19 protein-coding genes, 1 pseudogene and 1 riboswitch are annotated in these 19,815 nt (G+C 57.4%); of the genes and pseudogenes, 9 read left to right on the plus strand and 11 right to left on the minus strand.

Going from position 1 to position 19,815, the window contains the following annotated elements; translation table 11 throughout:
- The 4 genes and pseudogenes from R6U90_RS01690 to R6U90_RS01705 form a co-directional block, all read right to left on the minus strand.
- Positions 1-263: pseudogene (locus R6U90_RS01690) on the minus strand (hypothetical protein); the annotation flags it as partial.
- A 5-nt stretch (positions 264-268) separates the two neighbouring features.
- Positions 269-820: a cob(I)yrinic acid a,c-diamide adenosyltransferase gene (locus R6U90_RS01695; protein WP_410350928.1), complete on the minus strand. Its 552-nt coding sequence runs from the start codon at positions 818-820 to the stop codon at positions 269-271.
- A 2-nt stretch (positions 821-822) separates the two neighbouring features.
- The gene (locus R6U90_RS01700) at positions 823-1,506 is read right to left on the minus strand and encodes an energy transducer TonB (RefSeq protein ID WP_410350929.1); all 684 of its coding nucleotides are present in this window, start codon (positions 1,504-1,506) and stop codon (positions 823-825) included.
- A 56-nt stretch (positions 1,507-1,562) separates the two neighbouring features.
- Positions 1,563-3,383, minus strand: a complete 1,821-nt coding sequence (locus R6U90_RS01705) for a TonB-dependent receptor domain-containing protein (RefSeq protein ID WP_410350930.1) — start codon at positions 3,381-3,383, stop codon at positions 1,563-1,565.
- 104 nt (positions 3,384-3,487) lie between these two features.
- Positions 3,488-3,700, minus strand: a riboswitch (cobalamin riboswitch).
- A 204-nt stretch (positions 3,701-3,904) separates the two neighbouring features.
- Here R6U90_RS01705 and R6U90_RS01710 point away from each other — a divergent pair.
- Positions 3,905-4,591, plus strand: a complete 687-nt coding sequence (locus R6U90_RS01710; RefSeq protein WP_410350931.1) for an AAA family ATPase — start codon at positions 3,905-3,907, stop codon at positions 4,589-4,591.
- 173 nt (positions 4,592-4,764) lie between these two features.
- Here the strand turns inward: R6U90_RS01710 and R6U90_RS01715 are convergent, their stop codons facing one another.
- From R6U90_RS01715 to R6U90_RS01725, 3 genes are read right to left on the minus strand one after another with little or no spacing between them, the layout of a single operon-like run.
- Positions 4,765-5,529 (minus strand): ABC transporter ATP-binding protein, encoded by a 765-nt coding sequence (locus R6U90_RS01715; protein ID WP_410350932.1) that lies wholly within the window; start codon positions 5,527-5,529, stop codon positions 4,765-4,767.
- Complete coding sequence (locus R6U90_RS01720) at positions 5,526-6,500, minus strand: FecCD family ABC transporter permease (RefSeq protein ID WP_410350933.1); 975 nt, start codon at positions 6,498-6,500, stop codon at positions 5,526-5,528. Before R6U90_RS01720 ends, R6U90_RS01715 begins: the two co-directional genes overlap by 4 nt.
- A gap of 15 nt (positions 6,501-6,515) precedes the next feature.
- Positions 6,516-7,172, minus strand: a complete 657-nt coding sequence (locus tag R6U90_RS01725) for an HAD family hydrolase (protein WP_410350934.1) — start codon at positions 7,170-7,172, stop codon at positions 6,516-6,518.
- Positions 7,173-7,404: 232 nt separating this feature from the next.
- On the opposite strand from R6U90_RS01725, the gene R6U90_RS01730 reads away from it, so the two are divergent.
- The 3 genes from R6U90_RS01730 to R6U90_RS01740 all read left to right on the plus strand — a co-directional run bounded on the left by R6U90_RS01730 (position 7,405) and on the right by R6U90_RS01740 (position 12,403).
- Positions 7,405-7,911: an RNA pyrophosphohydrolase gene (locus R6U90_RS01730; RefSeq protein WP_410350935.1), complete on the plus strand. Its 507-nt coding sequence runs from the start codon at positions 7,405-7,407 to the stop codon at positions 7,909-7,911.
- Between the two features lie 73 nt (positions 7,912-7,984).
- A complete protein-coding gene (ptsP, locus tag R6U90_RS01735) occupies positions 7,985-10,258 on the plus strand; it encodes a phosphoenolpyruvate--protein phosphotransferase (protein ID WP_410350936.1) in 2,274 nt (757 codons plus the stop codon).
- Positions 10,259-10,615: 357 nt separating this feature from the next.
- Positions 10,616-12,403, plus strand: coding sequence for a GspE/PulE family protein (locus tag R6U90_RS01740; RefSeq protein ID WP_410350937.1), 1,788 nt, complete (start codon positions 10,616-10,618; stop codon positions 12,401-12,403).
- A 250-nt stretch (positions 12,404-12,653) separates the two neighbouring features.
- Here R6U90_RS01740 and R6U90_RS01745 read toward each other — a convergent pair whose 3' ends face one another.
- Positions 12,654-13,058, minus strand: a complete 405-nt coding sequence (locus tag R6U90_RS01745) for a two-component system response regulator (protein ID WP_410350938.1) — start codon at positions 13,056-13,058, stop codon at positions 12,654-12,656.
- A gap of 174 nt (positions 13,059-13,232) precedes the next feature.
- Here R6U90_RS01745 and R6U90_RS01750 point away from each other — a divergent pair, with 174 nt between their 5' ends.
- The 3 genes from R6U90_RS01750 (at position 13,233) to R6U90_RS01760 (ending at position 15,049) form a co-directional block, all read left to right on the plus strand.
- Entirely contained in the window at positions 13,233-14,315 is a 1,083-nt protein-coding gene (locus R6U90_RS01750; protein WP_410350939.1) for a metal-dependent hydrolase, read from the plus strand.
- A 153-nt stretch (positions 14,316-14,468) separates the two neighbouring features.
- Positions 14,469-14,675, plus strand: coding sequence for an AbrB/MazE/SpoVT family DNA-binding domain-containing protein (locus tag R6U90_RS01755; RefSeq protein ID WP_410350940.1), 207 nt, complete (start codon positions 14,469-14,471; stop codon positions 14,673-14,675).
- The gene (locus tag R6U90_RS01760; RefSeq protein WP_410350941.1) at positions 14,672-15,049 is read left to right on the plus strand and encodes a type II toxin-antitoxin system VapC family toxin; all 378 of its coding nucleotides are present in this window, start codon (positions 14,672-14,674) and stop codon (positions 15,047-15,049) included. Before R6U90_RS01755 ends, R6U90_RS01760 begins: the two co-directional genes overlap by 4 nt.
- Positions 15,050-15,114: 65 nt before the next feature.
- Here R6U90_RS01760 and R6U90_RS01765 read toward each other — a convergent pair whose 3' ends face one another.
- From R6U90_RS01765 to R6U90_RS01775, 3 genes are all read right to left on the minus strand, one after another.
- Positions 15,115-15,963: a Dam family site-specific DNA-(adenine-N6)-methyltransferase gene (locus R6U90_RS01765; protein WP_410350946.1), complete on the minus strand. Its 849-nt coding sequence runs from the start codon at positions 15,961-15,963 to the stop codon at positions 15,115-15,117.
- A 20-nt stretch (positions 15,964-15,983) separates the two neighbouring features.
- Positions 15,984-17,315 (minus strand): amino-acid N-acetyltransferase, encoded by a 1,332-nt coding sequence (argA, locus tag R6U90_RS01770; RefSeq protein WP_410350942.1) that lies wholly within the window; start codon positions 17,313-17,315, stop codon positions 15,984-15,986.
- A 252-nt stretch (positions 17,316-17,567) separates the two neighbouring features.
- On the minus strand, positions 17,568-18,227 hold the full coding sequence (locus tag R6U90_RS01775; RefSeq protein ID WP_410350943.1) for a TIGR04211 family SH3 domain-containing protein: 660 nt from the start codon (positions 18,225-18,227) through the stop codon (positions 17,568-17,570).
- A 257-nt stretch (positions 18,228-18,484) separates the two neighbouring features.
- Here R6U90_RS01775 and phoB point away from each other — a divergent pair, with 257 nt between their 5' ends.
- The gene (phoB, locus tag R6U90_RS01780; protein ID WP_410350944.1) at positions 18,485-19,183 is read left to right on the plus strand and encodes a phosphate regulon transcriptional regulator PhoB; all 699 of its coding nucleotides are present in this window, start codon (positions 18,485-18,487) and stop codon (positions 19,181-19,183) included.
- A gap of 3 nt (positions 19,184-19,186) precedes the next feature.
- The coding region (locus R6U90_RS01785) for a phosphate regulon sensor protein PhoR (RefSeq protein WP_410350945.1) at positions 19,187-19,815 on the plus strand (629 nt) is incomplete at its 3' end.

Genomic DNA, 19,815 nt, shown 5'->3' on the forward strand with positions numbered 1-19,815 from the left:
GTCCAGTCGGAGGTGAACAGGATAGCCGGTTCCAGGCTGGCGATGATCTCGCCGTCCGGATCCATCACGCCGCCGGTTTCGGGCACCTCTAATTGATCGTAACGGCTGGCACCGACGATACAGTCTTTTAATCCCAGCCAGTCCAGGGTATGGGTGATATAGGGCGATTGGCTGATGATCCGGGGGCAGTCCGTCGTGGTATTTGCCGGTATGCTCAGGAATAACAGACTGGCCAGCAGACTGTAACGTAAGAGTCGGGACATGTTGGTTACCGGTTTTTGCCGGGTTGCCACAGCACTTCCTCACCGTTTTCAAAACGGGCCAGTACCCGGGCTATAACAAATAGCAGATCGGAAAGTCGGTTGAGATAGATCAGCCCGGCCGGGTTGATTGCCTCGGAGGCTGCCAGGGCCACGGCATCACGCTCGGCACGACGGCAGACTGCGCGGGCCAGATGGCAGGTGGAGGTAGCGATGCCACCGGCGGGAAGAATGAACTCCTTCAGGGCAGGGAGGGTCTCGTTAAAGGCATCCAGTTCCCGTTCCAGCCGTTCAGTATACGATGCATCCACAGCTTCATAACCGGGTACGCTCAGCTCGCCCCCCAGATCAAACAGGTCATGCTGGATGGCCACAAAACAGTTACGTACATCCGGGGGGAGATCATGCGCGAGGATCATACCCATTATACTGTTCAATTCATCGATGGTCCCGAAGGTTTCGACGCGCGGATGAGTCTTGCTCACTCGTGAGCCGTCACCCAGACCGGTCGTACCTTCATCGCCGGTCCGTGTATAGATTTTTGATAAACGGTTTCCCATGATTAGATCCTGCTGAGTTGATAAATGACGGGTAATTGAAGGGTAATCCCTTTGCCATCGAGCATTGTGCCTACGCCTTCGAGCCGAGGCAGGTTTTTAAGGGTGTTCAGGGTATTGTCATCCAGTATCCGATAGCCCGAGCTTTCACGTATGGCGACATCCATGATCTTGCCTTCGCGATCGAGTTGCACCGAGATGGTGACTTCCCCTTCCCAGCCGCGCCGCCGGGCCATCTCCGGATACTCAAGATGTAGTTTGAGACTCTCCTGCAGACGTGCCTTGACCTGGCTTTGTAACAGCGTCTGATCAATCGCATGATCCGCGCTTTGCGGATCAAAGCGTGCCGGCTTTGGTGCATCAGAACTTTCAGCAGACTGTTGCGTGGCCGGTTCGGCAGGTTGTTCGACTGGCGTTGTCTCGGGTTGAGTTTCGGGAGGGGGGGGGATCTTCCCGGTGTGACTGATTCTCGGTTCGGGGACAGGTTCCGGTTCCGGTGAGGGTGTGATCGGCTTAGCAGTAACCTCGGGCCTGTCGGCAGAGTCGGTGTGAGCCTCTGGATCGGATGTTTTACCCTGCTCCAGTTGTACCTGCATGGTGCTGCTGCGGACGCTCTGTATTGACGGCGAAGAGTGAGGCGCCAGCAAGATTCCGGCATGCACCCCGACCGACAGCATAACAAATGCCATCAGCCGGAAGGACGGGAACATCCTGTGGTGCGCTGATGCCGGGCTGGTCATGTTTATTAAAAGTGATAACGCACGCCGGCGTAACCGGAAAGGCCGGCGGTATTGTAGCCGTACTGGAGTTCATACTCCTCGTCGAGCAGATTATCCACCCGCCCCTCGAACCAGAAGTCGCTGGCGAGCCGGTACTGGCCTGAAAGGTTAACCAGCTGATAGGCATCCAGCCAGTTATCGTCATCCTTTCTTTTCGAGCGATACAACCACTCCACACCCAGTTGACTGTCGTTTTCAAACTGGCGGGTATAGTTCACAGAGAGTTTTTCCCCGGCGCGGCGATCCAGATCCTCGCCGGTTTCGTCGTCTATCGGGTCCTGCAGGGTCAGCTGGCTTTTCAGCTGCCAGGTTTTGGCCTGGTAGCGGTGTACAACCTCGATCCCTTTTATACTGGCCTTGTCAATATTGATAGCTTGGTTCTCAGTACTGGAATAACTGATCAGATTATCAATCTCGGTATGGTAGAGACTGATCGCCAGTTGCTGTGCCCCGAACCGGCTTTTCGTACCCAGTTCGAACGAGGTAGATTCTTCTGGCTTAATATCAGAATTGCCGTAGCCGGGATAAAAAAGGTCATTGGCGGTGGGTGCATGAAATGCCGTGCCATAAGAGGCAAACAACCGGTGTTGCTTGTGGAGCTGATAGCCCCAGGCCGCCTGGCCAGTGTTGTGGGAGCCGAAGGTCTCGTGGTCGTCCACCCGCCCGCTCAGTTGTATATCATGCTTGCCGGCAAAATATTGCAGCGAGGTAAACAGGCCGTCATTGCGGATACTTTCGTCGAACACCGTGGCATCGGTACTGCGGTTGATATTCAGAGTATCTTCCTCGACCGTGCTGATACCGGCGGTCAGCAGTGCATTGTCCGACAGAGTCAGATCGTGTTTCCAGTCGGCCATTAGCCGGTTGGTGCGAACAAAGGAGGGATTACTGGAGTCTGTCTCGATCTCGTCCCGGGCATAGCCGACACTCAGTTGTTGTTCCCAGTTGGCGCCGGACTGGCGGGTCAGACGAAGATCGGCGGTGCTGTTCTGGTTGTCTAACACATCCTCTTGTGCGGACCGGTTATCAAAATGTCTTTCACTGTCGCTGTGCCAGCCCTTGAAAGCGACCCGGGTATCATCATCCAGCCGGTAGTCGAGTTTTCCGCTGACGCTGTTATTGCGATAGGGATCGTCATCCGGATTGTAGGGGTCTGAGTAGGATGATACGGAGTCAATTTTTTTGTTGGTGGCTGAAAACCCGTCGGTGTCGCGATGGGTGGCGTTCAGGCTGTAATCGAGATTCCCTTTGCTGTTGCCGGTGCCGAACTCGACCAGGCGGCTGTTGTAGCTGCCGCCCTGAACGCGGAGGTGCGAGCCCTTGTTGTCGCGGGTAAATATCTGGATGACCCCGCCCACGGCATCGGAGCCGTAATGGGCGGCACGGGGGCCGCGCACGATTTCAATTCGTTCGATATCGGAAGGGGCCAGATGCGCCCAGGCAAAGGAGCCGGTGGTGGCGGAGCTGGCCCGCACCCCGTCGATCAGTACCAGCGTATGATTGCTGTTGGTGCCGCGCATGAACAGACTGGTGTTGCCACCGGGGCCACCACTGCGTGCCATGTCGATGCCGGCTTCCAGCTGTAGCAGCTGCATGATATCACGGGCCTGGGAGCTTTCAATTTGCCCGCGATCGATAATCGAGGTACTGGCCAGCACCTCGTTGGCGCTTTGCAATGTCCGCGAGGCGGTGACGATAATGGGTTCTTCCTCGGCCTGAACCGCAGGGAGTACAAAAAGTGTGGCAAGGGCCGCGGCAATGACACGGCGACCGGTTGTGATAGGCATATTGAATTCCCCTGTTGGACGCTCACCCGCGTCGTGGTTTTTGTGGTGCAGGGAGGGGAATCCGAAAGGCAGGCAATAACAGACCTTCGGCGTCGCCCTCCGCGACACATCCGTTATATCCAGGCCGGTCTCCGGGCTTATGAGTGGAAGGGACTTCCGGGGCCATCGCCTTCCCACATGAATATGCAGTGGCGTCGTGACGACCCTTGACTCAATCACCGTTGCGGGGGCAGCGCCGGGCTCGTCGCGAGCGACTCACCGGCTTCCCGTTTCACCCCAATCGAGCTTTCTGGGGCACCTGAAAGTGTGCGCACATTATCTGGGTATTCAAAGCAGTGTCAACCACAAGATATGGAGCGCATGTAAAACAATGACTTATGTTTATCTATTATATAAACTTATGAGGTTAAGTGAAAAGCAGCTCCGCGAAAGATGAAGCAGAACACGTGCAAATGGCAGCGCTGACTGGTTAATGACTGACCGCTGGTGTACTCTGAAAAGACAAGCAACGGAACCCGACGATGCAACGAATCCTGGTCCTCAACTCCAAGGGCGGCTGTGGCAAGACGACGATTGCCACCAATCTCGCCAGCCTGTATGCCGGCTATGGTTTTGCCACGGCGTTGATGGACTACGATCCGCAGGGTTCCAGCACACGCTGGCACAGCCAGCGCCCGCAGGACAAGCCGGCTATCCACGGGGTACGCGCCTGGCAGCGGGCTGGCGGGGGCCAGACCACTACCTGGCAGTTGCGCCTGCCACCCGAAACCGAAAGAGTCATACTCGATGCCCCCGCCGCCGTCAGCGGCCAGCAGCTGGTCAATTACGTGCAGCGGGTCGATACCATCCTGGTGCCGGTCTTGCCCTCACCCATCGATATTCATGCCGCGACCCATTTCATCAAGGATCTGCTGTTGATTGGCAAGATTCGCAGCGCCGGCGTGCGGGTTGGCGTAATTGCCAACCGGGCCAAGAAAAATACGCTGGTCTATCAATCCCTGGAACGTTTCCTCAAGACCCTGCACCTGCCCCTGCTCGCGACCCTGCGTGATACCCAGCATTACGTGCATGCCGTTGAACGGGGTATTGGTGTGCACGAATTGTGGGACAAACGGGCCGAGGAAGATCGCCTGCAGTGGGTCAACGTATTCGAATGGCTGGAAGATCGCCGCGCCGCCGTGACGGCACAGCAGCGGCATGCGCCCTGAACAGGGGCGAGGTTCTAGCGGCTAGTTGCTAGTCGGGTGCGTGCCACGCACCAGTTTCGGTCTAGTCTCTAAGTACTAAGCACTAAGTACTAAGTACTAAGTACTAAGTACTAAGTACTAAGTACTAAGTACTAAGTACTAAGTACTAAGTACTCAGCACTCAGCACTTTATTTCACCCTGCCACAAACAGCCGCTGCTGTTCATCAGCGACTTTTCGGATAACGTAACCGTAGAGGTGGCTCAATCGCCCGGCGCTCATCAGTTCTTCAGCGGGGCCGCCTTCCACGTTTCCCTCTTCATGCAATAACAACACATGATCGCAGTAACGGGCGGCCAGGTTGGGATCGTGCAGGACCATAATGACGGTTTTGTTCTGTGTAATGCAAAGCTGTTGCAACAGGCCAAGGAGCTGATGCTGATGACGCAGATCGAGGTGGTTGGCCGGCTCGTCCAGTAAATAAAGTTGCGGTTGCTGCGCCAGCAAGGTGGCGATATACAGGCGGCGTCGTTCGCCACCGGATAAAGTTAATAGATTGCGTTGCTCAAAACCGGCCAGGTCCACCTGTTTCAGAGTTTCACGGGCCAGGGCCCGGTCCTGTTCGCTCTCCCATTGCCAGGCCTTGAGATGGGGATGGCGGCCGGTAAGTACCGTCTCGATTACGCTGCCGGGAAACGCCTCTTCGTTGGTTTGCAGCAACAGGCCCACCTGGCGAGCGAACTGTTTGCGCGGAATGTGGCCGATGGACGCGCCGTCGAGACTAATACGGCCGTCATAATCCTGATGCAAACCGGCGAGGCTGTGCAGCAGGGTGGTTTTGCCGCTGCCGTTGCTGCCCAGGATGCCCCAGCACTGGCCATCCTCGATGCGCAGATCAAACGGCTGATTCAGTATCCGCTGGCCGCGCTGCAGTTGCACTTGATCGAGCTGCAACCTCACTGGCGACTCCCCCGGTAGAGCAGATACAAAAACAGCGGCACGCCGATAAAGGCCGTGAGGATACCCACCGGCAATTGCTGGGGAGCGAGCAGGGTGCGGGCGACGATATCGGCCAGCAACAGCAGGCTGGCGCCGAGCAGGGCCGCGGCGGGCAGCAGCACACGGTGATCGTGGTAGCCGAGCAGCCGGATCAGATGCGGTATCACCAGGCCGACGAAACCGATGCTGCCGGCCTGGGTGACGGCGGTGGCGGTCAGCAGCGAGGCGATGACATAGATCGCCAGGTGCAGGGTGTCGGTGCGGATGCCCAGCGAACCGGCGACCAGTTCGCCGCGGGTCAGCACGTTGAGCTGGCGGGCCAGCAGCAGACTGGCCAGCAGACCGAGGATCAAAACGATAGTCGGCAGGGCGCCGGGACGGGCGAAGCCGAGATCGCCCATCAGCCAGAACATCATCCGCTGCAAGCCGCTGTCTGGAGTCAGATTGAGAATAAAGCCGATGGCCGCCCCCCAGCCGGCGGCCAGCACCACCCCGGTCAGCAGCAGGCGGTTGCTGTTCCACTGGCCGTGGCCCCGCGACAGCACAAAGACCAGCAGCATCGCCACCAGCGCCCCGACGAAAGCGCTGCCGGTCAGCAAGTGACCGCTCACCCCGGCCAGCATGGCCAGTAACGCGGCCACCGAGGCCCCGCCGGAGATGCCCAGTATATAAGGATCGGCCAGCGGATTGCGCACCAGCACCTGCATCAGGCAACCGGCCACCGCCAGCAGGGCGCCGGTGGTCAGGGCGGCCAGGCTGCGCGGCAGGCGTAGTTCCCACACCAGCTGGCTGGCGAGATCCGGGCCCGGGCGCCAAAGGGCGCCCCATACCTCGGTCGCCTCCAGGACAACACTGCCGCTGGTCAGGGAAATTGCCAGACTGAGGAGACAGAGCCCCGCCAGTCCCAGCAATACCCCCCATGGATGGCGCATGGACATAAGGGCCTGTTACTCGCGCAGGCTGAGGATCGGCCAGCCGCGGGCGCGGGCGTGATCGGCCAGGGTTTCGTCGGGATCCACCGCCACCGGATGGGTCACCCGCTCCAGTAGCGGCAGGTCGTTGAGCGAATCGCTGTAAAACCAGCTGTCGGCCAGGTTGTGGCCGGTCTGTTTCAGCCACTGTTCCAGCCGCTGGACCTTGCCATCGCGAAAACAGGGGGTGCCGCTGACCTGTCCGGTATAGCGTCCGTCGAGCTGTTCGGGGTCGGTGGCCAGCAGATCATCGACGCCCAGCTCCTCGGCGATCGGTTCGGTGATAAAGCGGTTGGTCGCGGTAATAATCAGCAGAAAATCGTCCCGGCTGCGGTGTTTGTCCAGCAGTGTCCGGGCTGCCGGGGTAATCCGCGGGCAGATTTCCCGGGCCATGAACTGGCGGTGTAATTCGCTCAGTTCCCGGGGCGGTATCTCACTCAATGGACGCAGGCTGAAGGCCAGAAATTCATGGATATCGAGCTGACCGCTTTTATATTCCTCGTAAAAGCGGTGGTTCTCCCGCTCGTAGGCGTCCTTGTCGACCCACCCCTGCTGAGCCAGAAAGCAGCCCCACAGATAATCGCTGTCACCATTGAGCAGGGTATTGTCGAGATCGAAGAGTGCCAGGGCCACGCGTGTTCCTCCCGCTTTGCGCAAAAGGAGGCATGATAACCCAAACGGCGGGGCGAAAAGCAGCCGGGCGCATCGGGCGGTCAGAATGCCGGGGCCGGCCGGGTATATGAGCGGCTACTGAAGTACTTAAATTATTGAAATATATATTAATATTTCTCTCGATGTGTGAAAATTTGCGAGCATCCGGGGGCTGTGAAAGAATCTGGTGGAGGGCTTTAAAAGGACGTGGCAAGTGATTGATTCCGAAGGATACAGAGCCAATGTGGGCATTATTTTATGTAACCCGGAAGGTAAACTGTTCTGGGCCCGGCGCATTGGTCAGCAGGCCTGGCAGTTTCCCCAGGGCGGAATTCGTCGCGAGGAATCCCCGGAGCAGGCGCTCTACCGCGAGCTGGCCGAGGAGATTGGCCTGGTGCAGAACGATGTCGAGCTGATTGGCGCCACCCGGCAATGGCTGCGCTACCGTCTGCCGCAAAAACTGATCCGGTATCATCGCGAACCGGTTTGTATTGGTCAGAAACAGCGCTGGTTTTTACTGCGCCTGATCGCGCCCGAGAGTAAAGTGAGTCTGGACGCCAGCGACACCCCCGAGTTCGACCTCTGGCGATGGGTAAGTCCGGCGCAGCCGGTGCGCGAAGTGGTCCCGTTCAAGCGCCAGGTATACCGGTGTGCGCTGGCGGAGCTGGAGCCATTATTAAAAAAAGTGAGCGGTAAACTGGTTTACGACCAGCTTGCCTGATACCGGCTGCGTCATCAGCCTGTGTTACTCTGTCTGAGACAGGTCAAATCCCGATCCCACTGTATGGACCCTTATGCTTGATACCTTACGTCGATTAATCGAAGAGGTGAATCTGGCGCGCAATCTTGAGCAGGCGCTGGAGATCATCGTGCGCCGTGTCAAACAGGCCATGCAGGTGGATGTCTGCTCGGTGTACCTTACCGATCAGGACAATGAATACTATGTCCTCAAGGCGACGGAGGGCCTTAACCCGAGCAGTGTTGGCAAGGTGCGCCTCAGTCAGGAGCACGGCCTGGTCGGTCTGGCGGCCAAACGTGCCGAACCGGTCAATCTGGATAATGCCCCCGAGCATCCGCGTTTCTGTTATTTCCCCGAGTCCGGCGAGGAGCCGTATCACGCTTTTCTCGGTGTGCCGATCATTCATCACCGCAAGGTGGTCGGCGTGCTGGTCGTGCAACAGCACGGCAGTGAAAAGTTCGATGAAAACAGTGTCACCTTTTTGATTACCATCGCCGCACAGCTGGCCGGCGCGATTGCGCATGCCGAGGCCAGCGGGGAGGTGGAAATCCGGGGTCAGGTGACACCGGACCATCCGCATGACAGCCGCCCGATCGGCGGCCTGGCCGGTGCGCCGGGGGTAGCTATCGGAACGGCCAAGGTAGTTTATACCCTGGCCGACATCGATGCGGTGCCGGATCGGCGTGCCGGCAGTGTGGATGCCGAGGTCGACGCTTTTAATGCCGCGCTGGCGGCGGTCAAAAAAGATATCAAGAACCTATCGGCGCAGTTTGTCGACAAGTTACCGGCCGAGGATCATGCCCTGTTCGACGTCTATATGCTGATGCTCGACAGCGACAGTCTGGCCGGTCAGACCCGTCAGCGCATCAAGGAAGGCAACTGGGCACAGGGCGCATTGCGCCAGACTATCCAGGAACATGAACGCATCTTCCGCGAGATGGAAGACAGTTACATGCGCGAGCGGGTAGATGATGTGCGTGATCTGGGTCGGCGGATTCTCTCCCACCTGCAGCAGGATACCCAGACGTTGTTGGAGTACCCCAACGAGACAGTGCTGGTGGGCGAGGAGATCAGCGCCGCCATGCTGGCGCAAGTGCCGCCGGAGAAACTGGCCGGGGTGATTTCGGTGCGCGGTTCGCGGACCTCGCACGTGGCGATCCTGGCCCGGGCGCTGGGCGTGCCGGCGGTTATGGGGGCCACCGATCTGCCGGTATCGCGTATGGACGGCACTGAAGTGATCGCCGATGGTTACAGCGGCCGGGTCTATGTGGCGCCGACCCATCTCATACTGGAAGAATATCGCCGGCTGGTCGACCAGGAAGTTGAACTTTCCGAGGAACTCAAGGCGTTACGGGAACTGCCTTCGGAGACCCGCGATGGCGAATATATACCGCTGTATGCCAACACCGGTTTGATCTCGGATATGACTCCGACCCGGGAAAGCGGTGCCGAGGGGATCGGTCTGTACCGGACCGAGTTTCCATTCATGATTCGCCAGGGCTTTCCCGGCGAGGATGAACAGCGCCTCAACTATCGGCAGGTACTGGAAGCTTTTGCGCCGCGGCCGGTAGTACTACGCACTCTGGATGTCGGGGGCGACAAGGCCCTGCCCTATTTTCCGATTGAAGAGGAGAACCCGTTTCTGGGCTGGCGAGGCATTCGTATCACCCTGGACCATCCGGAAATTTTCCTGGTGCAGATTCGCGCCATGCTGCTGGCCAGCACCGGGCTGGATAATCTGAATATCCTGTTGCCGATGATCAGCGACGTCAGCGAGCTGATCGACAGCCTGAGTCTGATTCACCAGGCCTATGAAGAGTTGCTCGAAGAAGGACAGGACATTCGCATGCCCAGGATCGGGGTGATGATCGAAGTCCCCTCGGCGGTTTACCAGGCCGGCAATCTGGCCAAGCGGGTCGACTTTCTTTCCATTGGCACCAACGATCTGACCCAGTACCTGCTGGCGGTGGATCGCAATAACTCGCGAGTTGCCGAACTGTATGATTCCCTGCATCCGGCTGTCATCCGCGCCATACTGCAAGTAGTGGACAGTGCCCGGGTTCACGGTAAACCGGTCAGTGTGTGTGGTGAAATGGCAGGTGATCCGGCCGCAGCAATCCTGTTGCTGGGCATGGGGATCCACAGCCTGAGCATGAGTGTCTCCAGTCTGTTGCGGGTAAAATGGGTGATACGTAACCTGAGTCGCGAGCGTGCTTCGGAGATTCTCAGCGAAGTGCTGGTGATGGAAAACGTGCACGAGATTCGCCATTACCTCAACGATCAACTCGAAGAGGCCGGCATGGGCGGGCTGATCCGCGCGGGGAAATAACATTTATTTCTCGCAGAGTCGCAAAGGCGCAGCAAAAATACGCTGTGTTGCGTCACCCCTGGCGAGCTCTGCGTCTCTGCGAGAGTTAATATTTAATTAGGCATAACTCATGTGCAGCAGGTCAGGTTGCGCGAATGCGCTACCTGACACTCCTCGTATCGGCAGGATGTCACGCAGGCTAACGCCAGCGTGACCTACGTAGGTGTGAACCGTGTGGGAAACTAACATTATTCTCTCGCAGAGACGTTTATGCCCGTTTTATGGGTGCAAAGGCGCAGCGAAAAATACGCTGTGTTGCGTCATTCTTGGCGAGCTCTGCGTCTCTGCGAGAGTTACTTTTTAACAGGTTTATCAACTATGCAACAGCAATCCCATGAAGTGGGTGTCGATCGGCATTTGAATCTGCATGAACTGATCCATGCACTGGTGGAAGATGGCCGGCTGGATAAACAGACCTCGGACGAGTTTCTGATCCCGGCGCGCACCGGGCGACTGGAAATCCACCCGCTGGTGATTATCTCGCAACAGGAATGGGATGACCTGACCCGCCCCGGCAAGAAGCTGTCGCTGGAAGTATTGACCCAGTGGCTGGCCGAGCGTGCCGGTTTGCCCTATATGCGAATCGATCCGCTCAAGGTTGACGTCACGGCCGTGACGGCAGTGACGTCCTCGGCTTATGCCGGCAAGCATCGTATCCTGCCGGTCAAGGTCGATAAACACAAAGCGGTTATCGCCACCGCCGAGCCGGATATTCGCAGCTGGGAAGATGAGCTGGCGCATGTCACCGGCCTGCAGATCGAACGGGTGATCGCCAACCCGCTGGATATCTCCCGTTATCTCAACGAGTTTTATTCGGTCAGTCACTCGATTCGTCGCGCTACCTCGGACAAGGATTCGGTCAATATCCCCGGAGTCACCAATCTGGAACAACTGGTGGAGCTGGGCAAGACGGGCAATCTGGATGCCAACGACAAGGATGTTGTGCAGATCGTTGACTGGCTGCTGCAGTACGCCTTCGATCAGCGTGCCAGTGATATTCACATGGAGCCGCGACGCGAGCAGGGACATATCCGGTTTCGCATTGATGGTGTTATGCACCATGTTTACGATATGCCCACACCGGTGATGACTGCCGTCTCCAGCCGCATCAAGGTGCTGGGGCGCATGGATGTGGTGGAAAAACGTCGTCCCCAGGACGGGCGCATCAAAACCCTGTTACCGGAAGGCGGCGAGATAGAACTGCGTCTGTCGACCATGCCGACTGCCTTTGGTGAAAAACTGGTGCTGCGGATTTTTAACCCGGACGTTCTGGTCAAGGACTTCGCCGCGCTGGGTTTCTCCGCCAGGGAAATCACCGGCTGGAACCAGATGGTGAACCAGCCGAACGGGATCATTCTGGTCACCGGTCCGACCGGCTCGGGCAAGACTACCACGCTCTATTCCACGCTCAAGCAACTGGCCCAGCCCGAGGTGAATGTCTGCACGGTGGAAGATCCCATCGAAATGGTCGAGCCGGCGTTCAATCAGATGCAGGTACAACACAATATCGGGCTCGACTTTGCCAACGGGGTGCGTACCCTGCTGCGCCAGGATCCCGACATTATTATGGTCGGCGAAATTCGCGACAGGGAAACCGCCGAGATGGCGATTCAGGCGGCGTTAACCGGCCATCTGGTACTCTCTACGCTGCATACCAACGATTCGGCCTCGGCCGTGACCCGGTTGCGCGAAATCGGGGTGCCTTCCTATCTGATCAACGCCACTCTGCTGGGAGTACTCGCGCAGCGGCTGGTACGAACTCTCTGCCCGCACTGCAAGGCGCCGACCGAGGTGGATCCGGATCTGTGGCAGGCGTTGACCCGACCATGGAAAATGAGTGGTGAGCCGAGTTTTTACGGACCGGTCGGCTGTGATGAATGCCGCAACACCGGCTACATGGGCCGCATCGGGATTTATGAAATGCTGCGCATGAGCCCCGCCATTCGCCACCAGCTGGGTCCTGAGAGCGATGCCGCGGAGATCCGGCGCACGGCCATCAATGAGGGCATGATCAAACTGCGCATCGCCGGCGCCCAGAAAATCGCCCAGGGACTGACGACCATGGAGGAAGTCCTCAACGTCGTGCCGAGCGATAGTGAAGTCTGACAGAATAGGGATGAGAATACAGGTGCTAGGTGCTAGGTGCTAGGTGCGGGTCCCAGGGGCCAGGACTGTAGCGGCAAGGCCAGGTTACGCGCAGCGTTATTTGGCTGCCTTTGCTTCGATTTGTGACTGTGTCACGTAGGCTATCGCCAACGTGGCCTATGTTGTTATAGATTAGATTTTGATAGGCCGGACTAGCCCCTAGTACCTAGAAACCAGCCCCTGACCTTCGGTGTGTTACACACACCGAAGGTCAAGCGCGATGGAGTTTGAGCGAGTAGCGCTTGATCTGGGTGAGCAGTTCGGCGTGATTGAATGGCTGCACGATATAATCATCGGCACCGGCCTGCAGTCCGTGACTGACATGCTCCATGGTATAGTGTTCCGCCAGTAGCAGCACTGGCGTGCTGCGCCAGCCGGGCATTTTGCGCAGGGTCTCCATGAACTGGCACCGGCTGTCGCTGATATAGGCGACATCCAGAAAAACCAGTTCGGCCGGAGGCATCCTGGCCAGTAGTTGGGAGGCGATTTCGCAGTTGGTGGTGCTGACGACGTTATACCCTTCGCGGCTCAACAGGTAATCCAGCAGGTAAGCGGTATGCACGTCTTTTTCGAGAATCAGGAGAGTTCCCTGGCGATTGATTCGTGCTTTGAGCATTTAACAAAGTACCTGGTTTGTCCGACATGGATGAAGCCCGGCGGCCTCATCATTGATGGGGTATACATCGGCCGCGCAGCGGGGCGGCTTTAATTCCGCTTTGAATGTGTGACGCAGACACGGATTTTTTGGCGCCCGATTTCAAGTAAATGATTATTAAGCGGTAAATGCCAGATGGATACTTTGACACATGGTCTGAGCAGCGTTCTGCTGGCGCGGGCCACGGCCTCCGGGAGCCGGGATCGGACGGCCATTGCGGCCGGACGGGCCCTGTCACTGCGCAGCCGTCTGACGGTCGGGTTTCTGGCCGGTATATTCCCCGACAGTGATTTTCTCGTGCGGCTGATCGACGGGCCGTTGAGTTATCTCAAACACCATCGGGGAATCACGCATTCGGTTTTGATGTTGCCATTGTGGGCCGGGTTGTTATCGTTGTTGTTTGTCCTGCTGTGGCGCGGTCAGTATCACTGGAAGGCGTTTTATGCCGTGTGTGCCATGAGCCTGGGGATTCATATCTTCGGGGATGTGATTACCTCTTTCGGTACCATGATCCTGGCGCCATTGAGTTACGCCAAGTTCTCCCTGCCTTCAACCTTTATTATCGATTTCTGGTTCAGCGGGATCATTATTCTGGCCTTGCTGGTGGCATGGATCTGGCGCCGACAGGGGCAACAGGTGGCACTGGTCGGCCTGGCCACGCTGGCGATGTATATCGGGTTACAACATTTTCAGGCCTGGCAGGCGCGAGATCTGGGTCGGACATATGTTCAACAGCAGGAACTGGAACAGGCTGAAGTGCATGCCCTGCCGCAACCTTTGTCGCCGTTTAACTGGAAGATCGTGATCGAGCAGCCACAACAGTATCACGTCAGTTATGTGAACCTGCATCGCCGACAGGCGATAGCGTTGCAGGAAGAACAGACAGGGATGCTCGAGCGAATCAATGCCATCTATCAGCCGTTGAGTCGGCTCAGCTGGCAGACCTTATCCCGTTATGGTGAAACTGCGGCGCAGGATCTGGCGCGAAATGTCTGGCACAAGGCCATGCTAAAGGATATTCGGGATTTCATGTTGTTCCCCGCCCTCTATCGTATCGAGCAGCGGGAGCAGGGACTGTGTGCCTGGTTCCAGGATCACCGTTTTATTCTGGGGGATGCCCGCAACGTACCGTTTCGCTTTGGTGCCTGTCGCAACGGCGACAATGACTGGCAGCTTTATCGTCATCAGGGTGATCACATCGTTCCGCTATCACCCTGAACGGTTATCGAATCGCTTGAGTCTCGAAGGGGTACTCGCTTTCCCGTTGCCAGCTCTGTGGCGTGGCAGCTTTGTCGGTGATTTGATTGATTATTTGACGTTCGTCTCGCCGGGCACTATGCTTTACCAAATTGCTATCGATGGGAAATCGGTATGACGACTGTGACAGTTTCCGAGAAATATCAAATAGTTATCCCCAGGGAAGTACGCCAGAGCCTGGGGATCAGGCCGGGTCAGAAGATCGAGGTGGTGGTTTACGAGGGGCGAGCGGAGTTTATTCCGGTGCGGGACATGCGCAGCATGCGGGGGTTCCTGAAAGGGATCGATACCGGGATCACGCGTGACGAGGATCGGGTGTGAATGTTGTCGATTCCTCCGGCTGGCTGGAATATTTCGCAGACAACCCCAATGCGGATGTTTTCGCCACTCCCATTCTGGAGATCGATAATCTGATTGTGCCCAGTATCAGCTTGCTGGAAGTTTTCAAGCGGGTACTGCAACAGCGCGGACAGGATGCCGCCCTGCAGACGGTTGCCCTTATGAAACAGGGCCAGGTTGTACCACTGGATGAAACACTTGCCTTGAAGGCGGCAAAGTTGGGGCTTGAACACAAACTGCCGCTGGCGGATTCTGTCATGCTGGCGACGGCCCGGGCGTTTGATGCCACGCTGTGGACGCAGGATGCCGATTTTGATGGCATCGACGGTGTACGTTTTATCCGAAAAAAACAATAATGCGGATCGCGTCAGTGGAATTGATGGAGTAAGACATAAAACGGGCTGCAAGTGCGCAGCCCGTTTTATTTGAACAATGCCAGAATCTCGCCGGCGCTGTTGCGCTTTTTGCCGTTGCAGCTTATATAGCGCTGCACCTTGAAGCGTTTGTTTTTATTCGCCTGTTGATAGATTTTGCGGGTGTAGGCAGTGTTGTGATTGGAGATTAATACCGGGATGTTGCGCCCGGCACAGTTTTGCGCCAGGTCGGCCAGCTGTTGTTGATCGTCCAGGCTGAAGCCGCCGGCGCTGTAGGTGGTGAAGTTGGCGGAAGGCGACAGCGGTACATAAGGCGGATCGCAATAGATAACATCGCCCGTCCGGGCCTGTTGCATGGTCTGTTCAAAATCCCCCAGCAGGAACTCGGCGCATTGGGCCCGCTGGTGAAAGGCGAACATTTCCTTTTGCGGAAAGTAGGGGCGCTTGTAACGGCCGAAGGGCACGTTGAAACCACCGCTGGCGTTATAACGGCACAGGCCGTTGTAACCGTGGCGGTTCAGGTAGACAAACAGGGCGGCGCGCAAACGGGGCTCATCGCATTCATTGAACTGATCGCGCAGCCGGTAATAGCGTTTTTCCTGATTGTTGCGGGGTATGAAATACTGGCCGCAATAATCGATGAATCCGGTTCCTTCCTGCTTGAGCAGGTTGTACAGGCTGATTAGATCGGCATTGCTATCGCTGAGCAAATAGCGATCGTAATCGCTGTTGAGAAACAGCGCGGCCGAGCCGGCGAAGGGCTCCACCAGGCGCTCGCCCTCCGGCAGCATGGGCAGGATATGTTCCAGAATCCGGAACTTGTTGCCCGCCCATTTGAGAAACGGTCGCTGGGGTGTCGGCGGAGTTGGTCGACCGGCTTTGCGTAATGGCGCCATGGCAGCGGAGCTGACAGCCATCAGTGCAGTTCCTTGATGAATACCTTGGACTGGCGCTGGTAGTTATACAGCTGCTGGCGTTTGACCGGCAGGCTCTTGATATCCCCTGACCTGAAGCCGCGTTCGCGGAACCAGTGAGCGGTGCGGGTGGTCAGCACGAAAAGTTGCCTGACGCCGAGTTGACGGCAGGTTTTCTCCAGATACTGCAACAGGGCATCGCCCCGGCCCTGGTTACGATAATCGGGATGCACCGCCAGACAGGCCAGTTCCCCCACCCGCTCGTCGATGAACGGGTAGAGCGCGGCACAGCCGATGATCATGCCGTCACGTTCGACCACGGTGAAATGCTCTACCTCGGTCTCCAGTCGCTCACGTGAGCGGCGCACCAGAATGTCGTCCGTTTCCAGCGGTTTGATCAATTCCAGGATGCCGCCGATGTCGTCGATGGTGGCGCGACGCAGATCTTCATACGGATCGTTACTGACCAGGGTGCCGCAACCGTCGCGAGTGAAAAGTTCCAGCAACAGGGCGCCGTCGGTATGGCGATTGATGATATGAGCCCGTTTGACTTCATGCCGGCAGGCATGCGTGGCACTGCGCAGGGCTTGCTGTTGTTCGGGTGTCAGTTTGTTGCTCCCCGACAGGAGTGTCTCGGCGTTGTCGGGCGTCAGTTCTCGTAACAATCGCTTGCGATTGTCTGTGATGCCCTTGCCGTCGATTAGCAGGATCAGTTTGTCGGCCTGCAACTGGCTGGCGGCGGCAGTGGCCACATCCTCGGCGCTGAGATTGAAAACTTCGCCGGTCGGGGAATAGCCGATGGGCGAGAGCAGGATCAGATCATTATTATCCAGATGCTGGCGAATGGCGTCCCGATCCACCCGCCGGACCTCGCCGGTGTGACCGTAGTCCACGCCGTCGCGGACGCCCAGTGGCTGGGCAGTAACAAAATTACCCGACACCAGCCGGATGCGCGCTCCGGCCATGGGTGAATTGGCTACTCCCATAGAGAGCAACGCCTCGATATCGACACGAACACTACCGGCGGCCTGCTTGACGCAATGCAGCGCTGTAGCGTCGGTCACCCGCAGACCGTTGACGTAGATCAGTTCGGCATCCCGGGACTTGAGACAGGTTTCGATCTGCGGCCGGGTACCATGCACCAGCACCAGCTTGACGCCCAGACTGTTGAGCAGGGCCAGATCATGCACCAGTGGCGCAAACTGCTCGTCCGCCAGCATCTCGCCCCCGAACGCGATCACGAACACCTTGCCGCGAAAGGCATTGATATAGGGCGAGGAGTCACGAAACCAGCGGACAAAATCGGTATCGGTGGGGGTTGCTTTGGGAGCCATCTGTCGTATCGGGTCAGGAGTGATTATCTGACGTTAGTATGACATAGAAACAGGTTCTAGGTCCTAGGGGCTAGGTCCTAGGAATTGCCACGTGGGCTTTCAGCCCGCGTGGCCAAAATTGAATACTGGGGCCTTGGTTGTTGGGTTTTCGATGCTGATTAGAGGTTGTGTCACGCAGGCTGCCGCCAGCGTGACCTACTCGAGGTTTCTTCCTGGGGCCTGGCCCCTGGTCTCTAGCCCCTCTTCTTTATATTACCAGGAGCTTTGCTTGCGCCAGCGGATACGCGGGATGAGCAGGCCGAGCAGCAGGCCGCCGAGCAGGACACCGGCGCCGGCGATGAACCATTCACGTTTGGCGCGATCCTTCAGAGCCTGATTTTCCTGATTGAGGATCTGCAGTTCTTTTTCCAGGGCCACGTTTTTCTGTTGCAGCTCCCGATTTTCCTTGTCCAGTACGATCGGGCGGGCGGCGACCTCGCTGAGATGATCGAGGCGGGTTTCGGCATCCTCGAGTTTGGCCTGCAACTCATCACGCCGGGTCGCCAGCTGGGCGCGTTCGGCCTGTACTTCGCTGAGAGCGCTGCGCAGTTTTTCGGTTTCATCCTGCAGATTATTCAGTTTGCGGGTGGCTTCATCCAGTTGCATGGCGGCGGTGGGTTCGTCCATCAGGTACTGGCTGCGAACCCAGCCTACGGTCCCGTCACTGGTGCGAACCCGGCTGTAACCCTCGTCATTGCTCTCCAGCACGTCCAGTCGGGTGCCGGTCGGGAGGGTTTTGAGAATCTGGTAAGTGTTTCCCTGACCGTTACGCAGGGTGATAATCAGTTTGTCTGATACATACTGATAGTCGGCAGCGTGGACGGCGGATGCGCAAGCACCAAGCAGCGCAAGGGCGATGAAGAACTGTCTCATAGTCGTTTTCTGTCCTGCAGCGGTCTGTATTCTATTTTACTATGTATGGTATCCCGGACTACGACAGTCCGGATGGCGATTGTATAGTCTAGCGCGAATTGCCTGGTGCGCGCCAAATCACATTTTGCCGGCTCGAAGGGGGCGTTCGGCCTGTCGTGTCGGCCCCGGGGCTGTCATATGGTTGTCATGTTGGTCGGCTGTAATGCCCGTGTCATGCAACAATTAACGGTTATTGTCACCGGAGTGTCACGAATCCCATGAGTCAGGACATTACCATCTTGGTCGTCGAGGACGAGACGGCTATTCGGGAAATGCTCGGATATACCTTGCAACGGGCCGGTTTCCGGGTGATAGAGGCCGGAGATACCCGTGAGGCGAGCGAACAGTTGAACGAGCAACTGCCGGATCTGATGCTGCTGGACTGGATGCTGCCCGGGATCAGTGGGGTGGAATTTGCCAAACGTTTGCGCCGGGATGAGGCCACGCGGGAATTGCCGGTCATTATGCTTACAGCACGCGGCGAGGAAGAGAGCAAATTGCGCGGTTATGAAGCCGGCATTGACGATTATGTGACCAAGCCGTTTTCCACCCAGGAACTGGTGGCGCGGATCCGCGCGGTACTGCGTCGCAGCAGCGCCAGTCGGGAAACGTCCGAAACAGTCGAGATTGCCGGTTTGAGTCTGGATACGGCCAGTCACCGGGTGAGCCTCAATGGCGAGCCCATCAACCTGGGGCCCACGGAATTTCGCCTCTTGCATTTTTTTATGACCCACCCCGAACGGGTCTACAGCCGCGACCAGTTACTGGACCAGGTCTGGGGCAATCAGGTATATATCGAGGACCGCACCGTTGACGTGCATATTCGCCGCCTGCGCAAGGCACTCGAGCCCTATGGTTTCGAACGTCACGTACAGACCGTGCGCGGTGCCGGCTACCGGTTCTCCAAACAGGTCTGAGGGATGCCCTATAACTGGACCAATGAGCTATGGCGGGTTATTACCAGTCTGCTGCTGGCGCTTTTCGTCGGTTGGTTGAGTGGTTATGTTCTGCTGGCCCTGTTGCTGGTCGTCTCCCTGTGGTTTATCAGTTACTTCGTCAGGCTGGCAAAACTGGATCACTGGTTGCGCTTCGATCGCAAGCAGGAACCGCCGCAGTCCAGCGGCTTGTGGGGCGAAGTATTCACCGGAATTTATCGCCTGCAGCAACGGGCCCGCAAGCGCAATAAACGTCTGGTTAAAGCGATTAACCGCTTTCGTGAGACTACCGCGGCGTTACCCGACGGGGTGGTGATGTTGCGTGAAGCAGGAGAAATTGAATGGTGGAACGCCCAGGCCAGTCAGCTGTTACGCCTCAAATATCCGCAGGATGTGGGTGTAAGACTGGTCAACCTGCTGCGTCATCCGGATGTTTCCGCCTACTGGCGGGGAGAATGGCCGGATCAGCAGGTGACCATCCAGTCGCCGTATGACGATTCAATCCGGCTCAGTATTCGTGTAGTCGAATACGGCCAGAACCAGATGCTGGTGATCGTGCGTGACGTGACCCTGTTCGAGCAGGTCGAGCAGATGCGGCGTGATTTTATCAGCAA

Origin of the sequence: Thiohalophilus sp. (assembly GCF_046483665.1) — a bacterium.
Taxonomy (GTDB): Bacteria; Pseudomonadota; Gammaproteobacteria; order UBA6429; family Thiohalophilaceae; genus Thiohalophilus.

Excerpts from the sequence above, each read along its gene's own strand:
- R6U90_RS01750 (WP_410350939.1), top strand. The coding sequence starts at position 13,233 with ATGGATACTTTGACACATGGTCTGAGCAGCGTTCTGCTGGCGCGGGCC.
- R6U90_RS01745 (WP_410350938.1), bottom strand. The coding sequence starts at position 13,058 with ATGCTCAAAGCACGAATCAATCGCCAGGGAACTCTCCTGATTCTCGAA.
- R6U90_RS01700 (WP_410350929.1), bottom strand. The coding sequence starts at position 1,506 with ATGGCATTTGTTATGCTGTCGGTCGGGGTGCATGCCGGAATCTTGCTG.
- R6U90_RS01695 (WP_410350928.1), bottom strand. The coding sequence starts at position 820 with ATGGGAAACCGTTTATCAAAAATCTATACACGGACCGGCGATGAAGGT.
- R6U90_RS01740 (WP_410350937.1), top strand. The coding sequence starts at position 10,616 with ATGCAACAGCAATCCCATGAAGTGGGTGTCGATCGGCATTTGAATCTG.
- R6U90_RS01775 (WP_410350943.1), bottom strand. The coding sequence starts at position 18,227 with ATGAGACAGTTCTTCATCGCCCTTGCGCTGCTTGGTGCTTGCGCATCC.
- ptsP (WP_410350936.1), top strand. The coding sequence starts at position 7,985 with ATGCTTGATACCTTACGTCGATTAATCGAAGAGGTGAATCTGGCGCGC.
- R6U90_RS01705 (WP_410350930.1), bottom strand. The coding sequence starts at position 3,383 with ATGCCTATCACAACCGGTCGCCGTGTCATTGCCGCGGCCCTTGCCACA.
- R6U90_RS01765 (WP_410350946.1), bottom strand. The coding sequence starts at position 15,963 with ATGGCGCCATTACGCAAAGCCGGTCGACCAACTCCGCCGACACCCCAG.
- R6U90_RS01755 (WP_410350940.1), top strand. The coding sequence starts at position 14,469 with ATGACGACTGTGACAGTTTCCGAGAAATATCAAATAGTTATCCCCAGG.
- argA (WP_410350942.1), bottom strand. The coding sequence starts at position 17,315 with ATGGCTCCCAAAGCAACCCCCACCGATACCGATTTTGTCCGCTGGTTT.
- phoB (WP_410350944.1), top strand. The coding sequence starts at position 18,485 with ATGAGTCAGGACATTACCATCTTGGTCGTCGAGGACGAGACGGCTATT.
- R6U90_RS01720 (WP_410350933.1), bottom strand. The coding sequence starts at position 6,500 with ATGCGCCATCCATGGGGGGTATTGCTGGGACTGGCGGGGCTCTGTCTC.
- R6U90_RS01710 (WP_410350931.1), top strand. The coding sequence starts at position 3,905 with ATGCAACGAATCCTGGTCCTCAACTCCAAGGGCGGCTGTGGCAAGACG.